This is a genomic window from Streptomyces puniciscabiei (assembly GCF_006715785.1).
In the GTDB taxonomy this organism is placed as follows: Bacteria; Actinomycetota; Actinomycetes; order Streptomycetales; family Streptomycetaceae; genus Streptomyces; species Streptomyces puniciscabiei.
Genome location: NZ_VFNX01000001.1, coordinates 2323819 through 2344952, shown reverse-complemented (window position 1 = coordinate 2344952; position 21134 = coordinate 2323819). Strand labels below are relative to the sequence as shown.

At 69.1% G+C, this 21134-nt stretch carries 21 protein-coding genes; 13 read left to right on the top strand and 8 right to left on the bottom strand.

Going from position 1 to position 21134, the window contains the following annotated elements; all coding sequences use genetic code 11:
* Positions 1 to 91 precede the first annotated feature (91 nt).
* From map to truA, 8 genes are all read left to right on the top strand, one after another.
* Positions 92 to 928 carry a type I methionyl aminopeptidase gene (gene map, locus FB563_RS10515; RefSeq protein ID WP_055706478.1) on the top strand — a complete coding sequence of 279 codons (837 nt, stop codon included), beginning with the start codon at positions 92 to 94 and terminating at the stop codon, positions 926 to 928.
* Between the two features lie 147 nt (positions 929 to 1075).
* Entirely contained in the window at positions 1076 to 1297 is a 222-nt protein-coding gene (infA, locus tag FB563_RS10510) for a translation initiation factor IF-1 (RefSeq protein WP_003948620.1), read from the top strand.
* A gap of 59 nt (positions 1298 to 1356) precedes the next feature.
* On the top strand, positions 1357 to 1470 hold the full coding sequence (gene rpmJ / locus FB563_RS10505) for a 50S ribosomal protein L36 (RefSeq protein WP_003998809.1): 114 nt from the start codon (positions 1357 to 1359) through the stop codon (positions 1468 to 1470).
* A gap of 195 nt (positions 1471 to 1665) precedes the next feature.
* Positions 1666 to 2046 (top strand): 30S ribosomal protein S13, encoded by a 381-nt coding sequence (gene rpsM / locus FB563_RS10500; protein WP_009300593.1) that lies wholly within the window; start codon positions 1666 to 1668, stop codon positions 2044 to 2046.
* Positions 2047 to 2111: 65 nt separating this feature from the next.
* Complete coding sequence (gene rpsK, locus FB563_RS10495) at positions 2112 to 2516, top strand: 30S ribosomal protein S11 (RefSeq protein WP_003956432.1); 405 nt, start codon at positions 2112 to 2114, stop codon at positions 2514 to 2516.
* A gap of 145 nt (positions 2517 to 2661) precedes the next feature.
* Complete coding sequence (locus tag FB563_RS10490; RefSeq protein ID WP_003966937.1) at positions 2662 to 3684, top strand: DNA-directed RNA polymerase subunit alpha; 1023 nt, start codon at positions 2662 to 2664, stop codon at positions 3682 to 3684.
* 95 nt (positions 3685 to 3779) lie between these two features.
* The gene (rplQ, locus tag FB563_RS10485) at positions 3780 to 4259 is read left to right on the top strand and encodes a 50S ribosomal protein L17 (protein ID WP_055707790.1); all 480 of its coding nucleotides are present in this window, start codon (positions 3780 to 3782) and stop codon (positions 4257 to 4259) included.
* Between the two features lie 91 nt (positions 4260 to 4350).
* The gene (truA, locus tag FB563_RS10480) at positions 4351 to 5205 is read left to right on the top strand and encodes a tRNA pseudouridine(38-40) synthase TruA (RefSeq protein WP_055707789.1); all 855 of its coding nucleotides are present in this window, start codon (positions 4351 to 4353) and stop codon (positions 5203 to 5205) included.
* A 9-nt stretch (positions 5206 to 5214) separates the two neighbouring features.
* Here truA and FB563_RS10475 read toward each other — a convergent pair whose 3' ends face one another.
* The 6 genes from FB563_RS10475 to FB563_RS10450 form a co-directional block, all read right to left on the bottom strand.
* A complete protein-coding gene (locus FB563_RS10475; protein ID WP_055707788.1) occupies positions 5215 to 7242 on the bottom strand; it encodes an acyltransferase family protein in 2028 nt (675 codons plus the stop codon).
* A 35-nt stretch (positions 7243 to 7277) separates the two neighbouring features.
* Positions 7278 to 8375: a mannose-1-phosphate guanylyltransferase gene (manB, locus tag FB563_RS10470; protein ID WP_055707787.1), complete on the bottom strand. Its 1098-nt coding sequence runs from the start codon at positions 8373 to 8375 to the stop codon at positions 7278 to 7280.
* Positions 8376 to 8390: 15 nt separating this feature from the next.
* Positions 8391 to 9617 carry a glycoside hydrolase family 113 gene (locus FB563_RS10465; RefSeq protein ID WP_055707786.1) on the bottom strand — a complete coding sequence of 409 codons (1227 nt, stop codon included), beginning with the start codon at positions 9615 to 9617 and terminating at the stop codon, positions 8391 to 8393.
* 21 nt (positions 9618 to 9638) lie between these two features.
* Entirely contained in the window at positions 9639 to 11168 is a 1530-nt protein-coding gene (locus FB563_RS10460; protein WP_234357849.1) for a glycosyltransferase family 2 protein, read from the bottom strand.
* 170 nt (positions 11169 to 11338) lie between these two features.
* A complete protein-coding gene (locus tag FB563_RS10455) occupies positions 11339 to 12706 on the bottom strand; it encodes a glycoside hydrolase family 26 protein (RefSeq protein WP_055707785.1) in 1368 nt (455 codons plus the stop codon).
* A 70-nt stretch (positions 12707 to 12776) separates the two neighbouring features.
* Complete coding sequence (locus tag FB563_RS10450; protein WP_055707793.1) at positions 12777 to 13652, bottom strand: hypothetical protein; 876 nt, start codon at positions 13650 to 13652, stop codon at positions 12777 to 12779.
* 256 nt (positions 13653 to 13908) lie between these two features.
* Between FB563_RS10450 and rplM the strand changes: the two genes are divergently transcribed.
* The 4 genes from rplM (at position 13909) to FB563_RS10430 (ending at position 17107) form a co-directional block, all read left to right on the top strand.
* Complete coding sequence (gene rplM / locus FB563_RS10445) at positions 13909 to 14352, top strand: 50S ribosomal protein L13 (RefSeq protein WP_003998796.1); 444 nt, start codon at positions 13909 to 13911, stop codon at positions 14350 to 14352.
* A 42-nt stretch (positions 14353 to 14394) separates the two neighbouring features.
* Positions 14395 to 14907, top strand: coding sequence for a 30S ribosomal protein S9 (gene rpsI / locus FB563_RS10440; protein ID WP_030601145.1), 513 nt, complete (start codon positions 14395 to 14397; stop codon positions 14905 to 14907).
* A 150-nt stretch (positions 14908 to 15057) separates the two neighbouring features.
* The gene (gene glmM, locus FB563_RS10435; protein WP_055707784.1) at positions 15058 to 16416 is read left to right on the top strand and encodes a phosphoglucosamine mutase; all 1359 of its coding nucleotides are present in this window, start codon (positions 15058 to 15060) and stop codon (positions 16414 to 16416) included.
* Positions 16417 to 16573: 157 nt separating this feature from the next.
* Complete coding sequence (locus FB563_RS10430; RefSeq protein ID WP_142218615.1) at positions 16574 to 17107, top strand: hypothetical protein; 534 nt, start codon at positions 16574 to 16576, stop codon at positions 17105 to 17107.
* Here the strand turns inward: FB563_RS10430 and FB563_RS10425 are convergent.
* Together FB563_RS10425 and coaA are read right to left on the bottom strand one after the other, a co-directional pair.
* Positions 17104 to 18051 carry a DUF389 domain-containing protein gene (locus FB563_RS10425; RefSeq protein WP_055707792.1) on the bottom strand — a complete coding sequence of 316 codons (948 nt, stop codon included), beginning with the start codon at positions 18049 to 18051 and terminating at the stop codon, positions 17104 to 17106. The two genes, FB563_RS10430 and FB563_RS10425, sit on opposite strands and share 4 nt — an antisense overlap.
* Before the next feature lie 22 nt (positions 18052 to 18073).
* Positions 18074 to 19042 carry a type I pantothenate kinase gene (gene coaA / locus FB563_RS10420; RefSeq protein WP_055707791.1) on the bottom strand — a complete coding sequence of 323 codons (969 nt, stop codon included), beginning with the start codon at positions 19040 to 19042 and terminating at the stop codon, positions 18074 to 18076.
* A gap of 222 nt (positions 19043 to 19264) precedes the next feature.
* On the opposite strand from coaA, the gene glmS reads away from it, so the two are divergent.
* Positions 19265 to 21112 carry a glutamine--fructose-6-phosphate transaminase (isomerizing) gene (gene glmS, locus FB563_RS10415; RefSeq protein ID WP_055707782.1) on the top strand — a complete coding sequence of 616 codons (1848 nt, stop codon included), beginning with the start codon at positions 19265 to 19267 and terminating at the stop codon, positions 21110 to 21112.
* The last annotated feature ends 22 nt before the right edge of the window (positions 21113 to 21134 follow it).

Here is a 21134-nt window from a genome sequence, read left to right as displayed (position 1 = left end):
CTTCCGGCCGCGGTGCCCTCCCCGGGTGCCGCGGCCGTACTGTTGTACAGATACCCCAGCCGATGTGAGTGACGGAGAGCGCAGGCCCCCCATGGTGCAGATCAAGACGCCCGAGCAGATCGCGAAGATGCGTGCGGCGGGCCTGGTCGTCGCCGCCATCCACGCGGCCACCCGCGAGGCCGCGGTGCCCGGCGCCTCCACCAAGGACCTGGACGAGGTCGCCCGCAAGGTGCTGGCCGAGCACGGCGCCAAGTCGAACTTCCTGGGGTACGGCGGCTTCCCCGCGACCATCTGCACCTCCGTGAACGACGTCGTCGTGCACGGCATCCCCTCCGACGAGGTCGTCCTCAAGGACGGCGACATCATCTCCATCGACTGCGGCGCGATCGTCGACGGCTGGCACGGCGACGCCGCCTACACGGCGTTCGTGGGTTCCGGTCATGCCCCGGAGCTGATCGAGCTCTCCCGGGTGACGGAGGAGTCGATGTGGGCCGGTATCGCGGCTATGAAGCAGGGCAACCGGCTCGTCGACGTCTCCCGCGCGATCGAGACGTACATCCGCCGCCAGCCGAAGCCGGGCGGCGGCAGGTACGGGATCATCGAGGACTACGGCGGCCACGGCATCGGTACCGAGATGCACATGGACCCGCATCTGCTGAACTACGTCGACCGCCGCCGCGGCAAGGGCCCCAAGCTGGTGCCCGGCTTCTGCCTCGCGATCGAGCCGATGGTCTCCCTCGGCACCCCGAAGACCGAGGTCCTCTCGGACGACTGGACGGTCATCACCACCGACGGCACCTGGTCCTCCCACTGGGAGCACTCGGTCGCCCTGACGGCCGAGGGCCCACTGGTCCTGACGGCACCCGACGGGGGCAAGGCGAAGCTGGCCGAGTACGGCATCACGGCCGCCCCCGATCCGCTCGGTTAGTGATCTCCCGCGTGGGGCAGACTTCCTCGATTCGCCTTTCCCGGTATGCCGACGTAGACTGACTCGTCGGCTCTCGTGCACCCTCATGCCTGCGTGCGTGGTGGTAGGACGAAAGCCGATCAAGGTAGTCGATTCGAAGGGCGAAGCGTGGCCAAGAAGCAAGGTGCCATCGAGATCGAGGGCACTGTCGTCGAGTCTCTGCCGAACGCCATGTTCAAGGTCGAGCTCCAGAACGGCCACCAGGTCCTGGCACACATCAGCGGCAAGATGCGTATGCACTACATCCGCATCCTCCCTGACGACCGGGTCGTGGTGGAGCTGTCTCCGTACGACCTGACGCGTGGCCGGATCGTCTACCGCTACAAGTAGATCTTGCCCGCATCCCGCTTCCGCGGGGTGGTGGCACTGACCCGGAGAACCTCAATCCCATGAAGGTCAAGCCGAGCGTCAAGAAGATCTGCGACAAGTGCAGGGTGATCCGCCGTCACGGCCGGGTCATGGTCATCTGCGAGAACCCGCGCCACAAGCAGCGCCAGGGCTGACGCACGACCTCACCCTCTGCACCTCCATCGCAGAGATTCGCGCGACGCGAGCTGAATATGTTCATACGCAGGACCCAAACCGTCGCAAGCGGTTTGACACCCCCGGTTCGGAGGCCGGGGACCCGGTTCGTACCTGGTACGGCGGCCGGGATCCGGTTCTGCGGAAGACCTCCGAAGATCACCAGGAGCCATTGAATGGCACGCGTTTCCGGTGTTGACATCCCGCGCGAAAAGCGCGTGGAGGTCGCCCTGACCTACGTGTTCGGCATCGGCCGGACCCTCTCGAAGGAGACGCTGGCTGCGACCGGCGTCGACCCGAACACCCGCGTTCGCGACCTCTCCGAGGAGCAGCTCGTCGCGATTCGCGAGTACGTCGACAACAACATCAAGACCGAGGGTGACCTCCGTCGCGAGATCCAGGCCGACATCCGCCGCAAGGTCGAGATCGGCTGCTACCAGGGTCTCCGTCACCGTCGCGGTCTGCCCGTCCGCGGTCAGCGCACCAGCACCAACGCCCGCACCCGCAAGGGCCCGCGTCGCGCCATCGCCGGCAAGAAGAAGCCGGGCAAGAAGTAGTCCGCAGCGGACACCTGTCCACGGTCTTCGCTGTAGGACCGACCACCTCCCGTAGGAGTTAGTAGATGCCCCCCAAGGGACGTCAGGGCGCTGCCAAGAAGGTGCGCCGCAAGGAAAAGAAGAACGTCGCTCACGGCCACGCGCACATCAAGAGCACGTTCAACAACACGATCGTCTCCATCACGGACCCGTCCGGCAACGTGATCTCCTGGGCCTCCGCCGGCCACGTCGGCTTCAAGGGCTCCCGGAAGTCCACGCCGTTCGCCGCGCAGATGGCCGCCGAGTCGGCCGCCCGCCGTGCCCAGGAGCACGGCATGCGCAAGGTCGACGTGTTCGTCAAGGGCCCGGGCTCCGGTCGTGAGACCGCGATCCGCTCCCTGCAGGCCACGGGCCTCGAGGTCGGCTCCATCCAGGACGTCACCCCGACCCCGCACAACGGCTGCCGTCCGCCGAAGCGTCGTCGCGTCTGACGCACGGTTGACCCAAGCGTCCGGGCGGTATGGCTCCCTAGGGGTCCTACCGCCCGTACCCTTGCAGTACCCGCACTTTTCACGGGTGCGGTTTCCGTCGGACGTCAAATAGCGGGCGTCCACGAATGAAGGATCTGATCCACACATGCTGATCGCTCAGCGTCCCTCGTTGACCGAAGAGGTCGTCGACGAGTTCCGCTCCCGGTTCGTGATCGAGCCGCTGGAGCCGGGCTTCGGCTACACCCTCGGCAACTCCCTGCGCCGTACGCTCCTGTCCTCGATCCCGGGTGCCGCCGTCACCTCGATCCGGATCGACGGCGTCCTGCACGAGTTCACCACCGTGCCGGGCGTCAAGGAGGACGTCACCGACCTGATCCTCAACATCAAGCAGCTGGTCGTCTCCTCGGAGCACGACGAGCCGGTCGTGATGTACCTGCGCAAGCAGGGCCCGGGTCTGGTCACCGCCGCCGACATCGCGCCCCCGGCCGGTGTCGAGGTGCACAACCCCGACCTCGTCCTCGCCACGCTCAACGGCAAGGGCAAGCTGGAGATGGAGCTGACGGTCGAGCGTGGCCGCGGTTACGTCTCCGCCGTGCAGAACAAGCAGGTGGGCCAGGAGATCGGCCGTATCCCGGTCGACTCCATCTACTCGCCGGTGCTGAAGGTCACGTACAAGGTCGAGGCCACGCGTGTCGAGCAGCGCACCGACTTCGACAAGCTGATCGTCGACGTCGAGACCAAGCAGGCCATGCGTCCGCGTGACGCCATGGCGTCGGCCGGCAAGACCCTGGTCGAGCTGTTCGGTCTGGCCCGCGAGCTCAACATCGACGCCGAGGGCATCGACATGGGCCCGTCCCCCACGGACGCCGCCCTGGCCGCCGACCTCGCGCTGCCGATCGAGGAGCTGGAGCTCACGGTCCGCTCCTACAACTGCCTCAAGCGTGAGGGCATCCACTCCGTGGGTGAGCTCGTGGCGCGCTCGGAGGCCGACCTCCTGGACATCCGCAACTTCGGTGCGAAGTCCATCGACGAGGTCAAGGCGAAGCTGGCCGGCATGGGCCTGGCCCTGAAGGACAGCCCGCCCGGATTCGACCCCACGGCCGCTGCCGACGCCTTCGGCGCCGACGACGACGCGGACGCGGGTTTCGTGGAGACCGAGCAGTACTGAGCCGTACTGACCGGTCGTTGCCGGTGAGCATCCGCTCATCGGGTTCCTGACCCCGGTACCTGACACGGCCGGGGCAGACACACAGGAGAAGAACAATGCCGAAGCCCACCAAGGGTGCCCGTCTGGGCGGCAGTGCCGCGCACGAGAAGCTCCTCCTCGCGAACCTCGCGAAGAGCCTCTTCGAGCACGGCCGTATCACCACCACCGAGGCGAAGGCCCGCCGCCTGCGCCCGTACGCCGAGCGTCTGATCACCAAGGCGAAGAAGGGCGACCTTCACAACCGCCGTCAGGTGCTCCAGGTCATCACGGACAAGAGCGTCGTCCACACGCTCTTCACCGAGATCGGCCCGCGCTACGAGAACCGTCCCGGTGGCTACACCCGCATCACCAAGATCGGTAACCGCCGTGGCGACAACGCGCCCATGGCCGTCATCGAGCTGGTCGAGGCGCTGACGGTGCAGCAGAACGCCGTGGGTGAGGCCGAGGCCGCCACCAAGCGCGCGGTCAAGGAGGCCGACGAGGCCAAGGCTGCGGAGACCACCGAGGCTCCGGCCGAGGAGTCGACGGAGGCCTGAGTCTCTGCCTGACGCGGGAAGCGGGTCCGTCCTTCGGGGCGGGCCCGCTTTCCCGTTTTTTCCCATGACACCGCCCTGAAAGAATTCGCGTGTGACTGACGAAGTACAGCCCGGTTTCGTACGCATCCGCCTCGACCTCTCCTACGACGGCACCGACTTCCACGGCTGGGCCAAGCAGGCCGGCGGCAAGCGGACCGTGCAGGGCGAGATCGAGGACGCCCTGCGCACGGTGACGCGGTCGAAGGAGACGTACGACCTGACCGTGGCCGGACGGACCGACGCCGGTGTGCACGCACGCGGTCAGGTCGCCCATGTCGATCTGCCCCGTGAGGTCTGGGCGGAGCAGAGCGGAAAGCTGCTCAAGCGGCTCGCCGGGCGGCTGCCGAAGGATGTGCGGGTGTGGGCGCTCAGGGAGGCGCCCAGGGGTTTCAACGCCCGGTTCTCCGCGATCTGGCGGCGCTATGCCTACCGGGTGACGGACAACCCCGGGGGAGTGGACCCCCTGCTGCGGGGCCACGTGCTCTGGCACGACTGGCCGCTCGACGTGGACGCCATGAACGAGGCCGCGCGGGCGCTGCTCGGCGAGCACGACTTCGCCGCGTACTGCAAGAAGCGGGAAGGGGCCACGACCATCCGGACCCTGCAGGAGCTGAGCCTGGAAAAGGGCGCCGACGGGATCATCACCGCCACCGTGCGCGCCGACGCGTTCTGCCACAACATGGTGCGCTCGCTGATCGGCGCGCTGCTGTTCGTCGGGGACGGGCACCGGGGGCCGGAGTGGCCCGCGAAGGTGCTGGCCGCGGGCGTCCGGGACTCCGCCGTGCATGTCGTACGGCCGCACGGGCTGACGCTGGAGGAGGTCGGCTACCCCGCCGACGAGCTGCTGGCCGCGCGCAACAAGGAGGCGCGGAACAAGCGCACGCTGCCGTCGGCGGGGTGCTGCTGAGCCTGCGGGTCAGCCGGCCAGGGCCTTTCGGACCGTCGGCTTGAGGAAGGGGACCAGCGACTTCGCGTAGCCCGCCGTGATGTGGCTGGCGTCGAAGTAGACGATCTGGTCCGAGATCACCGTCGGGCACACGCCGCTCGCGCAGAACGCGGGAAGTGTGTCGATGACCTCGGCACCGTGGGCCTCCGCCACCCGCTGCTCCGTGGCCCGGTGCTCGCGGTACTCGATGGCCTGGTCCTGGGTGGGGTTGCAGGCGGAGACGTCGTGGAGGTGGGTGGCGAGGCAGTCCGGGACGTTCCGGCCGGGCTGCGGGGTGTCCGTGATGTACAGGAGCTTGGCACCGGAGGCCTCGAACTCCTTGAAGGCCTCCTCGGCGCCCTTCTCGGTCACCTCGCGGCGGATGCGGCTGGAGACGACGATGACGTCGGGCTTGAGGTCGTCGATGCTCTTGAACGCCGATTCCCGCCAGCTGTCGCACTCCGAGTACTCGCGGTTCAGCTCGGGGTTCTTGATGGCGTAGACCTCGGGGGAGCAGCCGCCCTTCGCCATGGTCACCACCTTGGCGTGCAGCGACGTGCCGAGGGCGTTGAAGGCGTCGCCCCACTGCCAGGCGTGGGAGTCGCCGATGACCACGATGGTCTTCTTGCCCGAGCGGTCACCGATGACGCAGTTCTCGCGCAGGACGAACGTCTTGACATCGGTGTTGTCGATACAGCCGTAGTGGGTCATGTCCTTGGGAGCCCCCGGGAGGGCGCTCTGGGCGGTCGCCGGGAGCTCCTTCTGCAGCACGGCCTGCTTCACCGAGCCCGCACCGGAGTAACCGGCGGCGTCGCCGCTCGCGGCGGAGGCGGAGGTGGCGAGGTTGAGCGGGACGAACATGGCGCAGGCGGTGGCCGCCGCCGCGCCCGCGGTGGCGGTGCCGCCGGCGAAGATGCCCTTCCAGGGGGTCGCCACCAGCTGGGCGTTGTTCCGGAACCGCAGCTCGACGACGTAGTACATGACGACGGCCAGGATGAAGGACAGGGACAGCACCCGGAAGCGGTCCGAGTAGGTCATGTCCCGGCCCACGACGTCCGGCCACAGGACCAGGATCGGCCAGTGCCACAGGTACCAGCCGTAGCTGACGTTCCCGATGTAGTCGGTCACCGGGTTGTGCAGGATCGTCTCGACGCCGAGGCGGGGGTGGGCGCAGCCGCCGGCGATGATCATGCAGGCGCCGAGCACGGGACCGGCCACCGCGTAGCCCGGCAGCGGGGTTTCCTTGGTGATGAGCAGTGCGGTGCCGATCGTGGTCGCCAGGCCCGCCCAGGTGATGACGGCGGCCAGGCCCTGGTGCATGCGGGACAGCAGGGGCGCCCCCAGGGCGAGCAGGATGCCGGAGGCGAGTTCCCAGATGCGGGTCTGGGTGCCGAAGTAGGCGAGGGGCTGGTTCGAGGCGGTCTGCTCGACCGACAGATACAGCGACCCGCCGACCACGGCCGTCAGGAACAGGCCCACCAGGACCCGGTTGCGGAAGATCCTGCGGGACAGCCACACCGTGACGACGAGGACGACCGGGGCGGCCAGGTAGAACTGCTCCTCGATGCCCAGCGACCAGAAGTGCTGGTACGGGGACTGCGTGCCGTCGTTGGCGAAGTAGTCCGTGCCGGTCTCGACCAGGCGCCAGTTCATGAAGCTGAGCGCCGCGCTGAGACCGTCCTTCATGGTGGTGCGGAACCTGAGCGGGCTGGCGTAGAGCCAGGCCACGGCGGCCGTGGTGATGACGACGACGGCCATGCCGGGGGCGAGCCGCCGCATCCGGCGCGCCCAGAACTTGCTCAGTGACACCTTGCCGGTCTTGTCGATCTCGGCGAGGAGCTGGCTGCCGATGAGGAAGCCGCTCAGCACGAAGCTGACGTCCACGCCGCCGTGGATGTCGAGGATGCCGGCGTGCATGGTGACCACCATCATGATGGCTACGGCACGCAGGCCCTGGATGTCCGGCCGGTACTTGCGCAGACGCCCGGTCTGCGCGGCCGTTGAGCGATGGCGGGTCACGGTTCTCCAGTAACTGTCCGGTCGGGCCGGCGACTTCAGTGGGCCGTCGGGCAGGCGGCAGCCGTACCGCTGACGCGCACCCCTTGGGCGGGAATGCGGATGCCGCACGACAGCCGCAGCTGGGCGGGCAGCTCGTTCTGCGCGCCGACATGCGAGTGGCAGCCGACCACGACCTCGTGCAGGAACGATTCGCTGCCGATCGAGGAGTCGTGGTCGACCACGGACTCGCGGATCCGGGCGCCCTCGGCCACGGTGACGTTCGCGCCGACGATGGAGCGGTCGACGACCACGTGCGGGCCGATCACGGCGTGCGGCCCGATCGTCGAGCCGCCGGTGACGCGGGCGGTCGCGTCGACGGTGGCCGTGGGATGGATCAGGGCCTCGGCCGGCGGCCCCACCAGCGGCGAGGTCGCCCGGCCGGTGACCAGGTCGGCGGACCCGTGCACGAACGCGAGCGGGGTGCCGAGGTCACGCCAGTAGTCGTCGGTGACATGGCCGAGGACGCGCCCGCCCCCGGCGACGAGCTGTGGGAACGTCTCCTGCTCGACGGAGACCTCCCGTTCGCCCGGGATGGCGTCCAGGACCGAGCGGCGGAAGACGTAGCAGCCGGCGTTGATCTGGTCGGTGACGATCTCCTCCTGGGTCCTGGGCTTCTCCAGGAAGGCCAGCACCCGGCCGCTGTCGTCGGTGGGGACGAGGCCGAAGGCGCGGGGGTCGGCGACGCGGGTGAGGTGCAGCGTCACGTCCGCCTCCGCGGCCTCGTGGCGGGCCAGGATGCCGCGCAGGTCCACGCCGGAGAGGATGTCGCCGTTGAGGATCAGGACCCGCGCCTCGGGCCCGCCGCGCAGCAGCCGTCCGGCGTTGCGGATCGCCCCGCCCGTGCCGAGCGGGACCTCCTCGACGGCGTAGGAGATCTCCAGGTCCTGGGAGAAGCCCCGGAACTCGTCCTCGAAGAGACCGGCCAGATAGGACGTGGCGAACACCAGGTGCTCGACGCCCGCGTCCATCAGCTTGGCCACCTGGTGCCGGATGAAGGAGGAGCCGGCGACCTTCAGGAGCGGCTTGGGGGTGTGGTTGGTCAGGGGGCGCAGGCGGGTTCCCTTGCCGCCCACGAGAATGATGGCTTCCTGCATGAGTGCCTCGCTCGGTCAGCTGGTGGTCTGGGGCCCGGGTCCCGCGTAGTCGGAGGTGAAGCAGGCCATGATCGCCTTCTCGGTGAGGGGACGGCCGGCGAAGTCGAGCCGGGAGGCGACCTTGTCGTCGGGCTTGGTGTTCGGGTCGTCGTCGAAGTAGATCGACCACCAGTAGACGCCGCTCATCTTCCGTTCCTGGACGACCTTGCAGACGGCCGTGTACCAGTTGGCCTGCACCTGGGGGTCGACGGCCCGCTTGGTGGAGAAGTCGCCGGGGGCGTGGTAGGCGCCTTTCATGGCGCCGATGCCGGCCTCGGTGACGGTGATCTTGGGCAGGGGGCCGGTGGCCTTCCTGTCCAGCCACCGGTTCCAGCCGGCGGCCAGGGTGTCCACCGAGGCGCCGTCGCCGACCTTGACCGGGAAGTAGGCGTCGACGCCGAGGTGGCTGACCGGCATGACCACCGGGCCCCGGACGTAGTTGTCCCAGTTCGCGTCGTAGGCGACCTCGCCGCTGAACAGTTTCTCGGCGTCGTTCACGACGGTCTCCCAGCGGGGGTCGCCCTCCAGGGAGTTCAGCTCGGTGCCGATGACGAAGGTGGCCGCCTTCTCGCTCTGAGCCGCCTTCAGATACGGGGTGACGAACTTCTCGTACGACGCGAACCAGGCGCTGCGGTCGGCCGGCTTGATGCTGCCGCGCCAGCCGTGCTCGGCCTTCAGGGAGTGCTCGTCCATGAGCGGCCGGATGGTGGTGCGCAGTCCGGCCTCGTGGAAGATCTCCAGGATGCGGGCGAGCCGGTCCGGCGTCGGCGTACTGGCGCCGCGGGTGATCCGTGTCGAGGAACGGTTCCCGTTGAAGAAGGGGAAGGACACGCTGACGGAGTTGGCGTGCAGGCCGACCAGGTAGTTCGCGTGCAGCCGGGCCTGCTTCTCGACGTAGGCGAGGGAGTGCCGGGGGTTGTCCTCCCAGTAGATCTGGGCGCCCCACTGGGGCATGCCCTTCTTCCACTCCTTGTCCACCTTGGCGAGCTCGGGGGTCGTCGAGGGCGCCCCGGAGGTCCTGCCGTCGCCGTCCGTGGGGCCGGCCGGCCGGGTCTGTTCCTTGCCGTCGAGCACCAGGTGGGGCACGGGTGAGCCGGACGACCACTGCAGCGGGTGGTCGCCGAGCACGAAGGGGACCGCGACCACGAAGGAGATGACGGTGACGGGGAGCACGGCGAGCATGGGCAGGCGTGCGCGCTTCATGGGTGTGTGGTCTCTTCCGGGTCAGGCGGGCTTGGCGATGACGACGAACTTGTTCTCCTCGCGGCGGATGAACTTCCACAGGCCCCTGATGCCGCCGAGCCCCTCGATGAGGGAGAAGTAGGGCAGCAGGACGAGGACGGCCAGGGGCTCCCACCACTTGCGTCTGCCGTTCACCGAGGCGATCGCGTTGAGCCGCAGCCCTTCCCAGTACGCCCAGATCACATAGGCGAAGCTGAGCGACCACAGGATGACCACGGACTGGGTCACGGGTGAGGTGTTCATGTCGCCGATGAACCAGGCCACGAACAGGATCGTGCCGACGTGCTGCAGCGGGCCGAGGATCCAGCTCGTCACGCAGATGGTGAGGAACCAGCGGTAGCGCAGCGGCACCTTGCGGTTGAAGCAGAGGGCGACCAGGCCCCAGGCCCAGCGCTCGCGCTGCTTGACGAAGTCCTTGGTGTTGGCCGGCGAGGCGCCGTAGCAGCGGCCGTTGAACCAGTCGCTGCGGCCCGGGTAGAGCCGGCAGAAGGTCAGCGCCAGCCGGGCGTCCTCGACGATCTCCTTGGGCCCGAAGTCCCAGCCGATCTCGGCCTCGATGGAGGCGCGGATGACGAGCAGCTCGCCGTGCACGCCGGCGGCCGGGGTGCCGAGGCCGGTGAAGGCGCGGAACCGGGCGATGTCGTCGGCGGGGCGGATGGCGTCGGCGAACCAGGTGACCAGGCTCACCGCGTTCTCGCGCGGGTAGGTCAGGATGCCCTGCGCCATGTGCTTGACCTCTTCCGGGGTCGCGCGGCGCTGGCGGTTGATGAACTGGGCGAGGGCCGACGAGGTGTCGGGGCCGACACCGGTGTCGTCGTCCATGTGCAGCACCCAGACGTTCTCCAGGGCCTCGCCCTCCGCGATGCGCAGCTCGTGGGCGTAGTTGTTGGCGCGGGCCTTGAAGCGGGTGCCGTTCTTGGTCTGGTAGGCCTTCGGGACCGTGACCACGCGGATCAGCGGGCTGTTCGCCGCCAGGGCGTCGATCCGCGCGGCGGCCTCGCAGCCCTCCTCGGTGAGCACGTCCACGCGCATGTACGGGAACCACTCCGGCAGGTGCTCCACGTACGACAGGACGGAGCGCTCCAGGGCCGGGTAGGTGTCGTGGCGCCCGATGGTCGGCACCAGCACGATCAGGAAGTCCTGCTCGACCGGGGCGGGCGGGGTCATCAGATGCGCCTTGCGCAGCCGGCGCCGGATGAGGAAGAAGCCCTGGACCGACACCAGCACACCCGGGACCGGAAGGGCCCAGCAGATGGTGACCAGCCAGGCCAGCGGCGAGTCGCTGGGCGTGTACGACCACAGGCTGAAGAGGGTCAGGAGGACCAGCGGGATCAGGAAGGGCAGGAGGCCGGGCTTCCACGCGGCGGTACGTTTCGCCAGCTTGGAGTTGTGCCGCGAATGCTGCATCCCCCCGTCGACCAGTGTCGATGCCATGACGACTGCGGAACTCCCCGTGAGATCGGTGGGCGCGTCGAGGCGGCAGCAGATCTCGGCCGTGATGCGAAGGCGCACCACGGCACTCTCTACTCAGGGTTCCCTGCCCCCCGACGCCTTCTTCGGCGTCTCGGCCACTGCGTTCTCAGAAGCCCCCCCAGGCGCCCAGACCACTGGCCGAACAGAAAGCTGATCCTTACACGTATGATCGAAGTAAGGAAGTTGTGTGAGGGTGATGTGTTCAAAATTTAACCAAGTGGAATCTTGTCCGGAGATCTCCAGTCGCCGGCGGTGATCACTCGGTCGGATCCATAGGTCTGTTTCACGTCGGCCACCGTGTTCCGGTACCGGGGCTCGGAAACGTTGTCGTAGGTGAGTGCCTGACCCCACACCGTCCACAGCACCCACGGCGTGTCGGAAAGTGTTCCCGGCTGAGCGGAACCGAGCGGGACGTGAAAGGACTCGGCCATGACGCGGGGCCGGTCGTATCCCTCCAGGCCCCGGTACCAGACCTCGGTCCAGCGCTCGCCCCGGTACGGCCGCTGCGGGGTGTCGCTGTAGTCGTCGACGCCCACGAGGTCGACGTGGCGCCCGCCCGGGTAGTAGTCGCCGGGCTCCCGCGCGAAGGTGCCCTCCCAGGCGCTGGGCGACCACACGAAGAGCAGATTGTGCAGACCGCGGCTGCCCACCAGGTAGTCGTACGTGATCCGCCACAGCTTCCGGTAGGCGGCCGGATCCTGCCCGGCCCACCAGAAACCGTGGCCGGGCCGGGTGTTCATCTCGTGGTACGGCCGCAGCAGCACCGGTACGCCGTGGCCGGCCAGGTAGCCCAGGTGGTCGGCCAGGTAACCGAGGTCGTGCAGCAGCGCCCGGTGCTCGTCCGTGCCCTCGGTGACCACCCGGCCGAACCAGCCGCTGTCACGGACCGCCGGAGAGTTCTCGTAGCGGGTCTGCTCGAAGCCCTTGACGGTGCTGCCCGGGTAGGGCTGGTGGAAGGAGAAGCCGACGATGCCCGCCGGGCCGCCCCCGTTGTACGGCAGGCTCACCCGCGTCCCGGAGGCGCAGTCGACGTGCGTACCCGAGGGGCGGTACGAGCCGTCCGCCGCGCGCGGCAGCCCCGCCCACACCCCGAGCGCCAGGTCCACCGCGTCCTCCACGTACCCCCAGCACCTGCGGCAGCTCGGCCACGAGGAGCCCGAGTACGAACGCGGCTCGCCCACCGCCCACCCCGGCTGCCCGTACCCGGGCCCCAGGTCCACCTCCACGAACCCCGGCAGCCGCCCGGTGATGTCACGGGCCTTCTTGTAGTAGTAGCCGGGCTGCTTGGTGCCCCGGTAGTCGCCGTACTCCGGGTTGTAGCGCTCGTTGTGCAGCTCGACGTGCTGCCCGATCACCGTCCGGGACGCCTCGCCGCGCCGCGCCCGGTTCTCCAGGCCCGCCAGCAGCGCGTACACCCGGCGGGCCTCGGCGGTCGCCGCCGGGTCCCGCTCGCGCAGGTCCGTGGGGACCGGGCGGGGGCCGCTCCCGGCGGCCCCGGGCCGGGTGGCCCACCACGCCACGGGGCCGAGCAGGGCGGCCGAGACCCCGGCCCCGATGAGCCGAACCCGCCCGCGCATCCGCATCTGTCCCCCCTGGCCGGTGATCAGGCGGAGCGTCTCACATGAGCGCGGCCGGTCGTTGCCGGTGTCAGCCGTTCGCCGCCGCCGACGCCTGGGCCTGGCCGCGGCGGTAGATCTGGTTGAAGATGAACTGCTGCAGGTCGTTGCCGGCGGAGAAGACCTTCGTGTCCTTGTTGGTGACGTTCTTGCCGTTGAGGAAGCCGCCGGTGGTGAAGTAGACGTAGCGGCCGACGGAGTTCGTGGTCGTCAGGCAGACCGCGGAGTCGCAGAAGTTCTTCACGCCCTTGCCGGGCAGGGAGCGCACCACGGCGTTCTTCTTGGCCTGCTGCCGGACCTTGGTGGCGTGCGCCTGGTCGTCGAAGACCGCGACGCCGACCGTGATCGCGACGCCGCCGTTGGTGTAGGTCGCGCGGATCAGGCGGGTGCAGCCGCCCGCGGTGAGGATCTTGGGCAGGTTCGCGCTGGCGGCCGAGGCGCAGTTCGTGGTGTCGGCCGTGGCGCCCTTCTTGTACACGGTGTCGCCCATGGTCAGCTGGGTCCCCGGGAAGAGGGTGTCGGCGCTGAGCGGGGCCGTGTCCTTCTTGGCGCTGGCTATGAAGTCCTTCGGGTCCAGCGGCGGCGGGGCGCTGGTGGGCGCGAAGGAGGGGGTGGCCGAGCCGCTGGGCACGGCGGCGCTGGCGGGCAGGTTGGTGGGCGTGCCGTGGGCGTCGTTGCCGCTGTTCGCGGAGACGACGGCCATGGCCACGGCCGTGCCGACCGCGACCGTGGCGACCGCGCCGGCGCCGATGAACAGCAGCTTGCGGCGCTTGTTGCGGGTCTCGGAGGCCTCGGCGAGCGCGGCCCAGTCCGGGGTCCCGTCGTCACCGCCGGTGTTCCAGGACTGCTGGGAATGCGGTTTCCAGGGATCCCACTGAGACTGGGGTCCCCCCTGCCCGTAACTCATGGGGCGCATCTTAGACGGGGGGCGAGGGTGAGCACGCCGATCGCTCGTTTTGACCCTCACCGGCGACCCCGGTATCCTGCTTGTTCGTTGTGTATTGGCTTGCTCATTCTCACGGGACGGGCCCTTACACCGGTCCACCGGGCCGATGACCAGCGACCCCACTACGCGGTATGCGTCGCCGCCGTGCGGTACAGGCTGTCGTGATCGTTTCGGTGACCTGTTCAGGACCATTCACTCGAAGCGAAGGCTACGAACCGTGCGTACGTACAGCCCCAAGCCCGGCGATGTGACGCGCCAGTGGCACGTCATCGACGCTCAGGACGTTGTCCTGGGCCGTCTCGCCACCACCGCAGCGACCCTTCTGAGGGGCAAGCACAAGCCGATCTACGCGCCGCACGTCGACGCTGGTGACTTCGTCATCATCATCAACGCCGACAAGGTGCACCTGTCCGGCAACAAGCGGACCCAGAAGATGGCGTACCGCCACTCCGGCTACCCGGGTGGTCTGCGCTCCGTCCGTTACGACGAGCTCCTCGACAAGAACCCCGAGAAGGCCATCGAGAAGGCCGTCAAGGGCATGCTCCCGAAGAACTCCCTGGGCCGTCAGATGCTCTCGAAGCTGAAGGTCTACAAGGGTGACCAGCACCCGCACGGCGCGCAGCAGCCGCAGCCGTACGAGATCACCCAGGTCGCGCAGTAAGTCCGGCCACCCCCTAAGACTGAACAGAATCTGAGGAGAATCGTGGCCGAGACCACTGCCGAGCAGCCGCTCGAAGAGCTTGACATCGACAGCTACACCACCGAGTCCGAGGTTCCGGTGGAGGGTGAGTACACCTCCGAGTCCCTCGCCTCGCGCTTCGGTGAGCCCCAGCCGGCCGCCGGCCTGGGCCGCCGCAAGAACGCCATCGCCCGTGTCCGGATCGTTCCGGGCACCGGCAAGTGGAAGATCAACGGTCGCACCCTCGAGGACTACTTCCCGAACAAGGTGCACCAGCAGGAAGTCAACGAGCCCTTCAAGGTGCTCGAGCTCGACGGCCGTTACGACGTCATCGCCCGCATCGCGGGTGGCGGTGTCTCCGGTCAGGCCGGTGCCCTCCGCCTCGGTGTGGCCCGCGCCCTGAACGAGGCCGACGTCGACAACAACCGTGGCCCGCTGAAGAAGGCCGGCTTCCTCAAGCGCGACGACCGCGCGGTCGAGCGGAAGAAGGCCGGTCTGAAGAAGGCCCGCAAGGCTCCGCAGTACAGCAAGCGCTAATCAGCAGCTGCCTGCTCGTACTCCGAACGCCCCGGCGGCACGCCACCTGTGCCGTCGGGGCGTTCGTTTACCCCAGGCAAGGGCGTATAACGACACGAGACGCTCAGCCGCTCTTCGGCTTGTGTGATCGCAGTTTCCTCAGGAGGACAAGTGGGACGACTCTTCGGCACGGACGGCGTGCGCGGTGTCGCCAACGCGGACCTGACCGCCGAGATGGCGCTCGGCCTGTCCGTCGCGGCGGCCCACGTGCTGGCCGAGGCGGGCACCTTCGAGGGCCACAAGCCGACGGCGGTGGTCGGTCGGGACCCGCGGGCGTCCGGGGAGTTCCTGGAGGCGGCCGTGGTCGCGGGCCTCGCGAGCGCGGGCGTGGACGTCCTGCGCGTCGGCGTGCTGCCGACACCCGCGGTGGCCCATCTGACCGGCGCCCTCGGCGCCGACCTGGGCGTGATGCTCTCCGCCAGCCACAACGCCATGCCGGACAACGGCATCAAGTTCTTCGCCCGCGGCGGCCACAAACTCGCCGACGAGCTGGAGGACCGGATCGAGGCGGTCTACGACTCGCACCGTCACGGCGAGCCGTGGGAGCGGCCGACGGGCGCGGGCGTGGGCCGCGTGCGGTCCTACGACGAGGGCTTCGAGAGCTACGTCGTCCACCTGCTGTCCGTCCTCCCGAACCGGCTCGACGGGCTGAAGATCGTCCTGGACGAAGCGCACGGCGCGGCCTCGGGGGTCTCGCCGGAGGCGTTCTCCCGGGCGGGCGCCGAGGTCGTCACGATCGGCGCGGAGCCGGACGGGCTCAACATCAACGACGGCTGCGGTTCCACGCATCTGGACCGGCTGAAGGCCGCGGTCGTCGAGCACCGCGCGGACCTCGGCATCGCCCACGACGGCGACGCCGACCGGTGCCTGGCCGTGGACCACACCGGCGAGGAGGTCGACGGCGACCAGATCCTCTCCGTGCTGGCGCTGGCCATGCGGGAGCGCTCCGCGCTGCGGGCCGACACGGTCGTCGCCACCGTGATGTCCAACCTGGGCTTCAAGCTGGCGATGGAGAAGGCCGGGATCAACCTGGTGCAGACCGCCGTCGGCGACCGGTATGTGCTGGAGGAGATGAAGGAGCACGGGTTCGCCCTGGGCGGCGAGCAGTCCGGGCACGTCATCATCCTCGACCACGCGACCACCGGTGACGGCACGCTGACCGGGCTGCTGCTGGCGGCGCGGGTCGCCGAGACCGGGCGTTCGCTGCGGGAGCTGGCGTCCGTCATGGAGCGGCTGCCGCAGGTGCTGATCAACGTGCCGGACGTGGACAAGGCGCGGGTGAAGACCTCGGCCGACCTCGCGGCCGCCGTCGCCGAGGCGGAGCGGGAGCTGGGGGAGACCGGGCGGGTGCTGCTCAGGCCGTCCGGCACCGAGCCGTTGGTGCGGGTGATGGTCGAGGCGGCCGACATCGACCAGGCCCGCTCGGTGGCCGGGCGGCTGGCCGACGCGGTGAAGTCGGCGCTGGGTTAGCCCAGCGGGCCACGTGTGCACCCTTTCGTGCGACGCGGCTCACCCTATGAACGTAATAAAGGATGCGTAATCGATCGCTGTCGGTATGCCTTCCGACGAGGCCGTCCCGTGTGGCGAGCCCCCCTCGACGGAAGTGAGAAAACGCAGCATGAAGATCGTGAGCAGTACCCTGAAGCGAGCGGTCGGACCGGCCCTGGTGGCGGGTCTTCTCGTCACCTCGGCCGCCACCCCGGCCGCCGCCCAGACACCACCGGGTTCCACGGTGTTCCGCCTCTTCGGCAGCCTCGCTGTGCTCCAGGCGCGAGCCGGCGTGGCGAACAATGTCACGGCGACGGTGGACCCTGTGACCCACCATCTGTACGTCACCGACAGCACGGGCTTGGCGGTCGGTCCGGGCTGTACTCGGCTGTCCCCCAACACCGCCGACTGCGGCGTCGCCACCAGTTTCGCCGCCCAACTCGGCGACGGGAACGACAAGTTCGACGGTTCCGCGGCTCCGATCAACACCACCGTCGACGCCGGTACGGGCATCGACATGGTGACGACCGGTGCCGGCAACGACACGGTTGGCGTGCAGGACAACGCCCCTGGCGACTTCGTGGACTGCGGCAGCCGGCCGCCGACCGGCGACTCTGACACGGTGTACCGCGACAACGGCGACGTCGTCGTCAACTGCGAAAGAGTGTTCTAGAAACCGCCCGCCTGCGCCGTGCGCTCGCGCTGTCTCGCCCACAGCCACTTCTGGGCCAGCAGCGTGAGCGTGCCGGCCAGGACGATGCCCAGCAGGTTCAGCAGGAGCTGGTCGGTGGAGCCGAGTGTCTGGCCGGTGTCGCCGTAGGCGAGGGCCACGGCCGCGTTGGCGGCTGCCGGGACCGTGGTCACCGAGATGGCCACGCCCACCAGGGCGCCCGACTTGGCGGAGGTCAGGGACAGGGTGCCGGCGATGCCGGCCAGGACGGCGACGATGAACGAGAAGGCGTCCGGGGCGTAGACGAAGGCCGTGTTGGGCCGCTTGCCCTCCAGCTGGGACCTGTCGAAGAGGCCGATGGCGTCCATGAAGAGGCTGAAGCCGACCGTCACCGCCATCGCCACCCCGAAGCCCACCAGCAGCGCGGTCAGTGACCGCAGGGCGAGGCGCGGATGCCGTCGCACCAGGGCGGTGCACACCCCCGCCAGCGGACCGAACTCCGGGCCCACCGCCATCGCGCCGACGATCAGGACGGCGTTGTCCAGCACGACACCACAGGCCGCGATCATCGTGGCCAGGGTGATGAACGCGAGATAGGTGACCGACAGCGTCGACTCCTCGTGGGTCGCCTCGGTCAGCCCCTCCCACAGGACCGCGTCCGCGCCCTCGCCCGGCGCCTCCTCCTCGGCCTTGTCGGCGCGCCGGGAGAGCATGAGGTCGATGTCCTCCACGGCGATCGAGCCGGTCTCGTCGAGCCCCATCCGGCGCAGACCGTGGATGAGTTCGTCGCCCGCCTCACGGGCCACGTCGCACATGACGACGTCCCCGACGGGATTGCGGGCGGTCCCTGGCATTACCACGAGGTGGGTGGTGCCGACCGTCTTCTCGATCAGCCGCACCACCTCGTCCGTCTTCTCGGCGGGGGTGATCAGGCGCAGATGCAGCATGCCGCCCATCCAACAGGGGGTGTCACAGCTTGCGCAGCCTCAGCCGCTGCACCTTGTGGTCCGGGCCCTTGCGGACCACCAGGGTGGCCCGGCCGCGGGTGGGGGCGATGTTCTCGACCAGGTTGGGCTTGTTGATCGTCCGCCACTGTGTGCGGGCGTAGTCGAGGGCCTCCTCCTCGGACACCTGGGTGTACTTGCGGAAGTACGAGTTCGGGTCCTGGAAGGCGGTCTGGCGCAGCTTCCTGAAGCGGTTGAGGTACCAGCGCTCGACGTCCTCGGCGTTCGCGTCGACGTACACGCTGAAGTCGAAGTAGTCGGCGAGACCGACGCGGGTACGGCCGTCCTTGCCGGGCAGGGCGGGCTGCAGGACGTTCAGGCCCTCGACGATCAGTATGTCGGGGCGGCGCACGACGAGCTTCTCGCCCGGGACGATGTCGTAGATCAGGTGGGAGTAGACGGGCGCGGTGACCTCGTCCTTCCCCGCCTTGATGTCGGCGACGAAACGGGTCAGGGCCCGGCGGTCGTAGGACTCGGGGAAACCCTTCCGCGACATCAGGCCGCGGGCCTGCAGCTCCTTGGTCGGCAGCAGGAAGCCGTCGGTGGTCACCCGCTCCACGCGCGGGTGCTCGGGCCAGCGGGAGAGGAGGGCCTGAAGGAGACGGGCGACGGTCGACTTGCCGCAGGCCACGGAACCGGCGATCCCTATCACGAACGGGGTACCGGACTGGGAGCCCTGCTCGCCGAGGAAGGTGTTCAGCGCGCCGCGCAGGCCGTCCGTGGCGCCGACGTAGAGGTTGAGGAGCCGGGAGAGCGGGAGGTAGATGTCCCGCACCTCGTCCAGGTCGATCACATCGCCCAGGCCGCGCAGCCTCTCCACCTCCTCGGCGGTGAGCGGCAGCGGCGTCTTGTCGCGCAGCGCACTCCACTCGGCGCGGGTGAGGTCGACGTAGGGAGTCGCCTCCGGCCTGTGCCGGTGGGCGCTCCGGGGCATCGAGGAGACCGGTGAGATCACAGTCCATTGTTAACGGAGTTTGAACAGCGCGGCGGGTGGGGTCCGTCACGCCCGCCGGTCCCCGTGGCCCCTCGGCGGGACGGTGACGCTTGCTCACCGGAGCATTCGAGCCCGAAACAGCTCTCGTACGGCGGCGGGAATTTCCGATTTCGGGCAGACGGAGGCCAGTTCTGGCCGTTCCCGGGTCGTAGGCTGCGGCCCATGTGCGGAATCGTTGGATACGTAGGGTCACAGTCGGCGCTCGAGGTCGTGATGACCGGGCTGAAGCGGCTGGAGTACCGGGGTTACGACTCGGCGGGTGTCGCCGTGCTGGCCGACGGCGGGCTGGCCGCGGCGAAGAAGGCGGGGAAACTGGTCAATCTGGAGAAGGAACTGGCCGAGCGGCCGCTGCCGACGGGCGCGACGGGCATCGGCCACACCCGTTGGGCCACGCACGGCGGACCCACGGACGCCAACGCCCACCCGCATCTCGACAACGCGGGCCGGGTCGCCGTCGTCCACAACGGCATCATCGAGAACTTCGCGGTCCTGCGGGCCGAACTCGCCGAGCGCGGCCACGAACTGAACTCCGAGACGGACACCGAGGTCGTCGCCCACCTGCTGGCCGAGGAGTTCTCCTCCTGCGCGGACCTCGCGGAGGCCATGCGGCTGGTGTGCCGGCGGCTGGAGGGCGCGTTCACGCTGGTCGCGGTGCACGCCGACGAGCCGGACGTGGTCGTCGGCGCGCGGCGGAACTCGCCGCTGGTGGTGGGCGTCGGAGAGGGTGAGGCGTTCCTGGCCTCGGACGTCGCCGCGTTCATCGCCCACACGCGCTCCGCGATCGAGCTCGGCCAGGACCAGGTCGTGGAGCTGCGCCGTGACGGCGTCACGGTCATGGGCTTCGACGGCCGCCCGGCCGAGGTCCGCCGCTACCACGTGGACTGGGACGCCTCCGCCGCGGAAAAGGGGGGCTATGACTATTTCATGCTCAAGGAGATCGCCGAGCAGCCCAAGGCGGTCGCCGACACGCTGCTGGGCCGCATCGACCCGTCGGGTTCGCTGACCCTGGACGAGGTCCGTATCTCGCCCTCCGAGCTGCGGGAGATCGACAAGGTCGTCATCGTCGCGTGCGGTACGGCCTTCCACGCCGGCCTGATCGCCAAGTACGCCATCGAGCACTGGACGCGGATCCCGTGCGAGGTGGAGCTCGCCAGCGAGTTCCGGTACCGGGACCCCATCCTGGACGGCCGCTCCCTGGTCATCGCCATCTCCCAGTCCGGCGAGACCATGGACACCCTGATGGCGCTGCGCCACGCCCGCGAGCAGGGCTCCAAGGTGCTGGCGATCTGCAACACCAACGGCTCGACGATCCCGCGCGAGTCGGACGCGGTGCTGTACACGCACGCCGGCCCGGAGGTCGCGGTCGCCTCCACCAAGGCGTTCCTGACCCAGCTGGTCGCCTGCTACCTGGTGGCGCTGTACCTCGGCCAGGTGCGCGGCACCAAGTGGGGCGACGAGATCCAGGCCGTGATCAAGGACCTGTCCCGCATCTCGGTGGAGGTCGAGCGGGTCCTGGAGACGATGGAGCCGGTCCGCGAGCTGGCCCGGAGCCTGGCCGCGAAGAACACGGTGCTGTTCCTGGGCCGGCACGTGGGTTACCCGGTCGCCCTCGAAGGCGCCCTGAAGCTCAAGGAACTCGCCTACATGCACGCCGAGGGCTTCGCGGCGGGCGAGCTGAAGCACGGCCCGATCGCGCTGATCGAGGAGGACGTGCCGGTCGTGGTCGTCGTCCCGTCCCCGCGCGGCCGCTCGGTCCTGCACGACAAGATCGTCTCCAACATCCAGGAGATCCGGGCGCGCGGAGCCCGCACGATCGTCATCGCCGAGGAGGGGGACGAGGCGGTGGTCCCGTACGCCGACCACCTGATCCGCATCCCGGCCACCCCGACCCTGCTGCAGCCGCTGGTGGCCACGGTGCCGCTGCAGGTCTTCGCGTGCGAGTTGGCCACCGCCAGGGGGAACGAGGTGGATCAGCCGCGGAATCTGGCGAAGTCGGTGACGGTGGAGTAGGGCCGGACACCGGCAGCGGCCA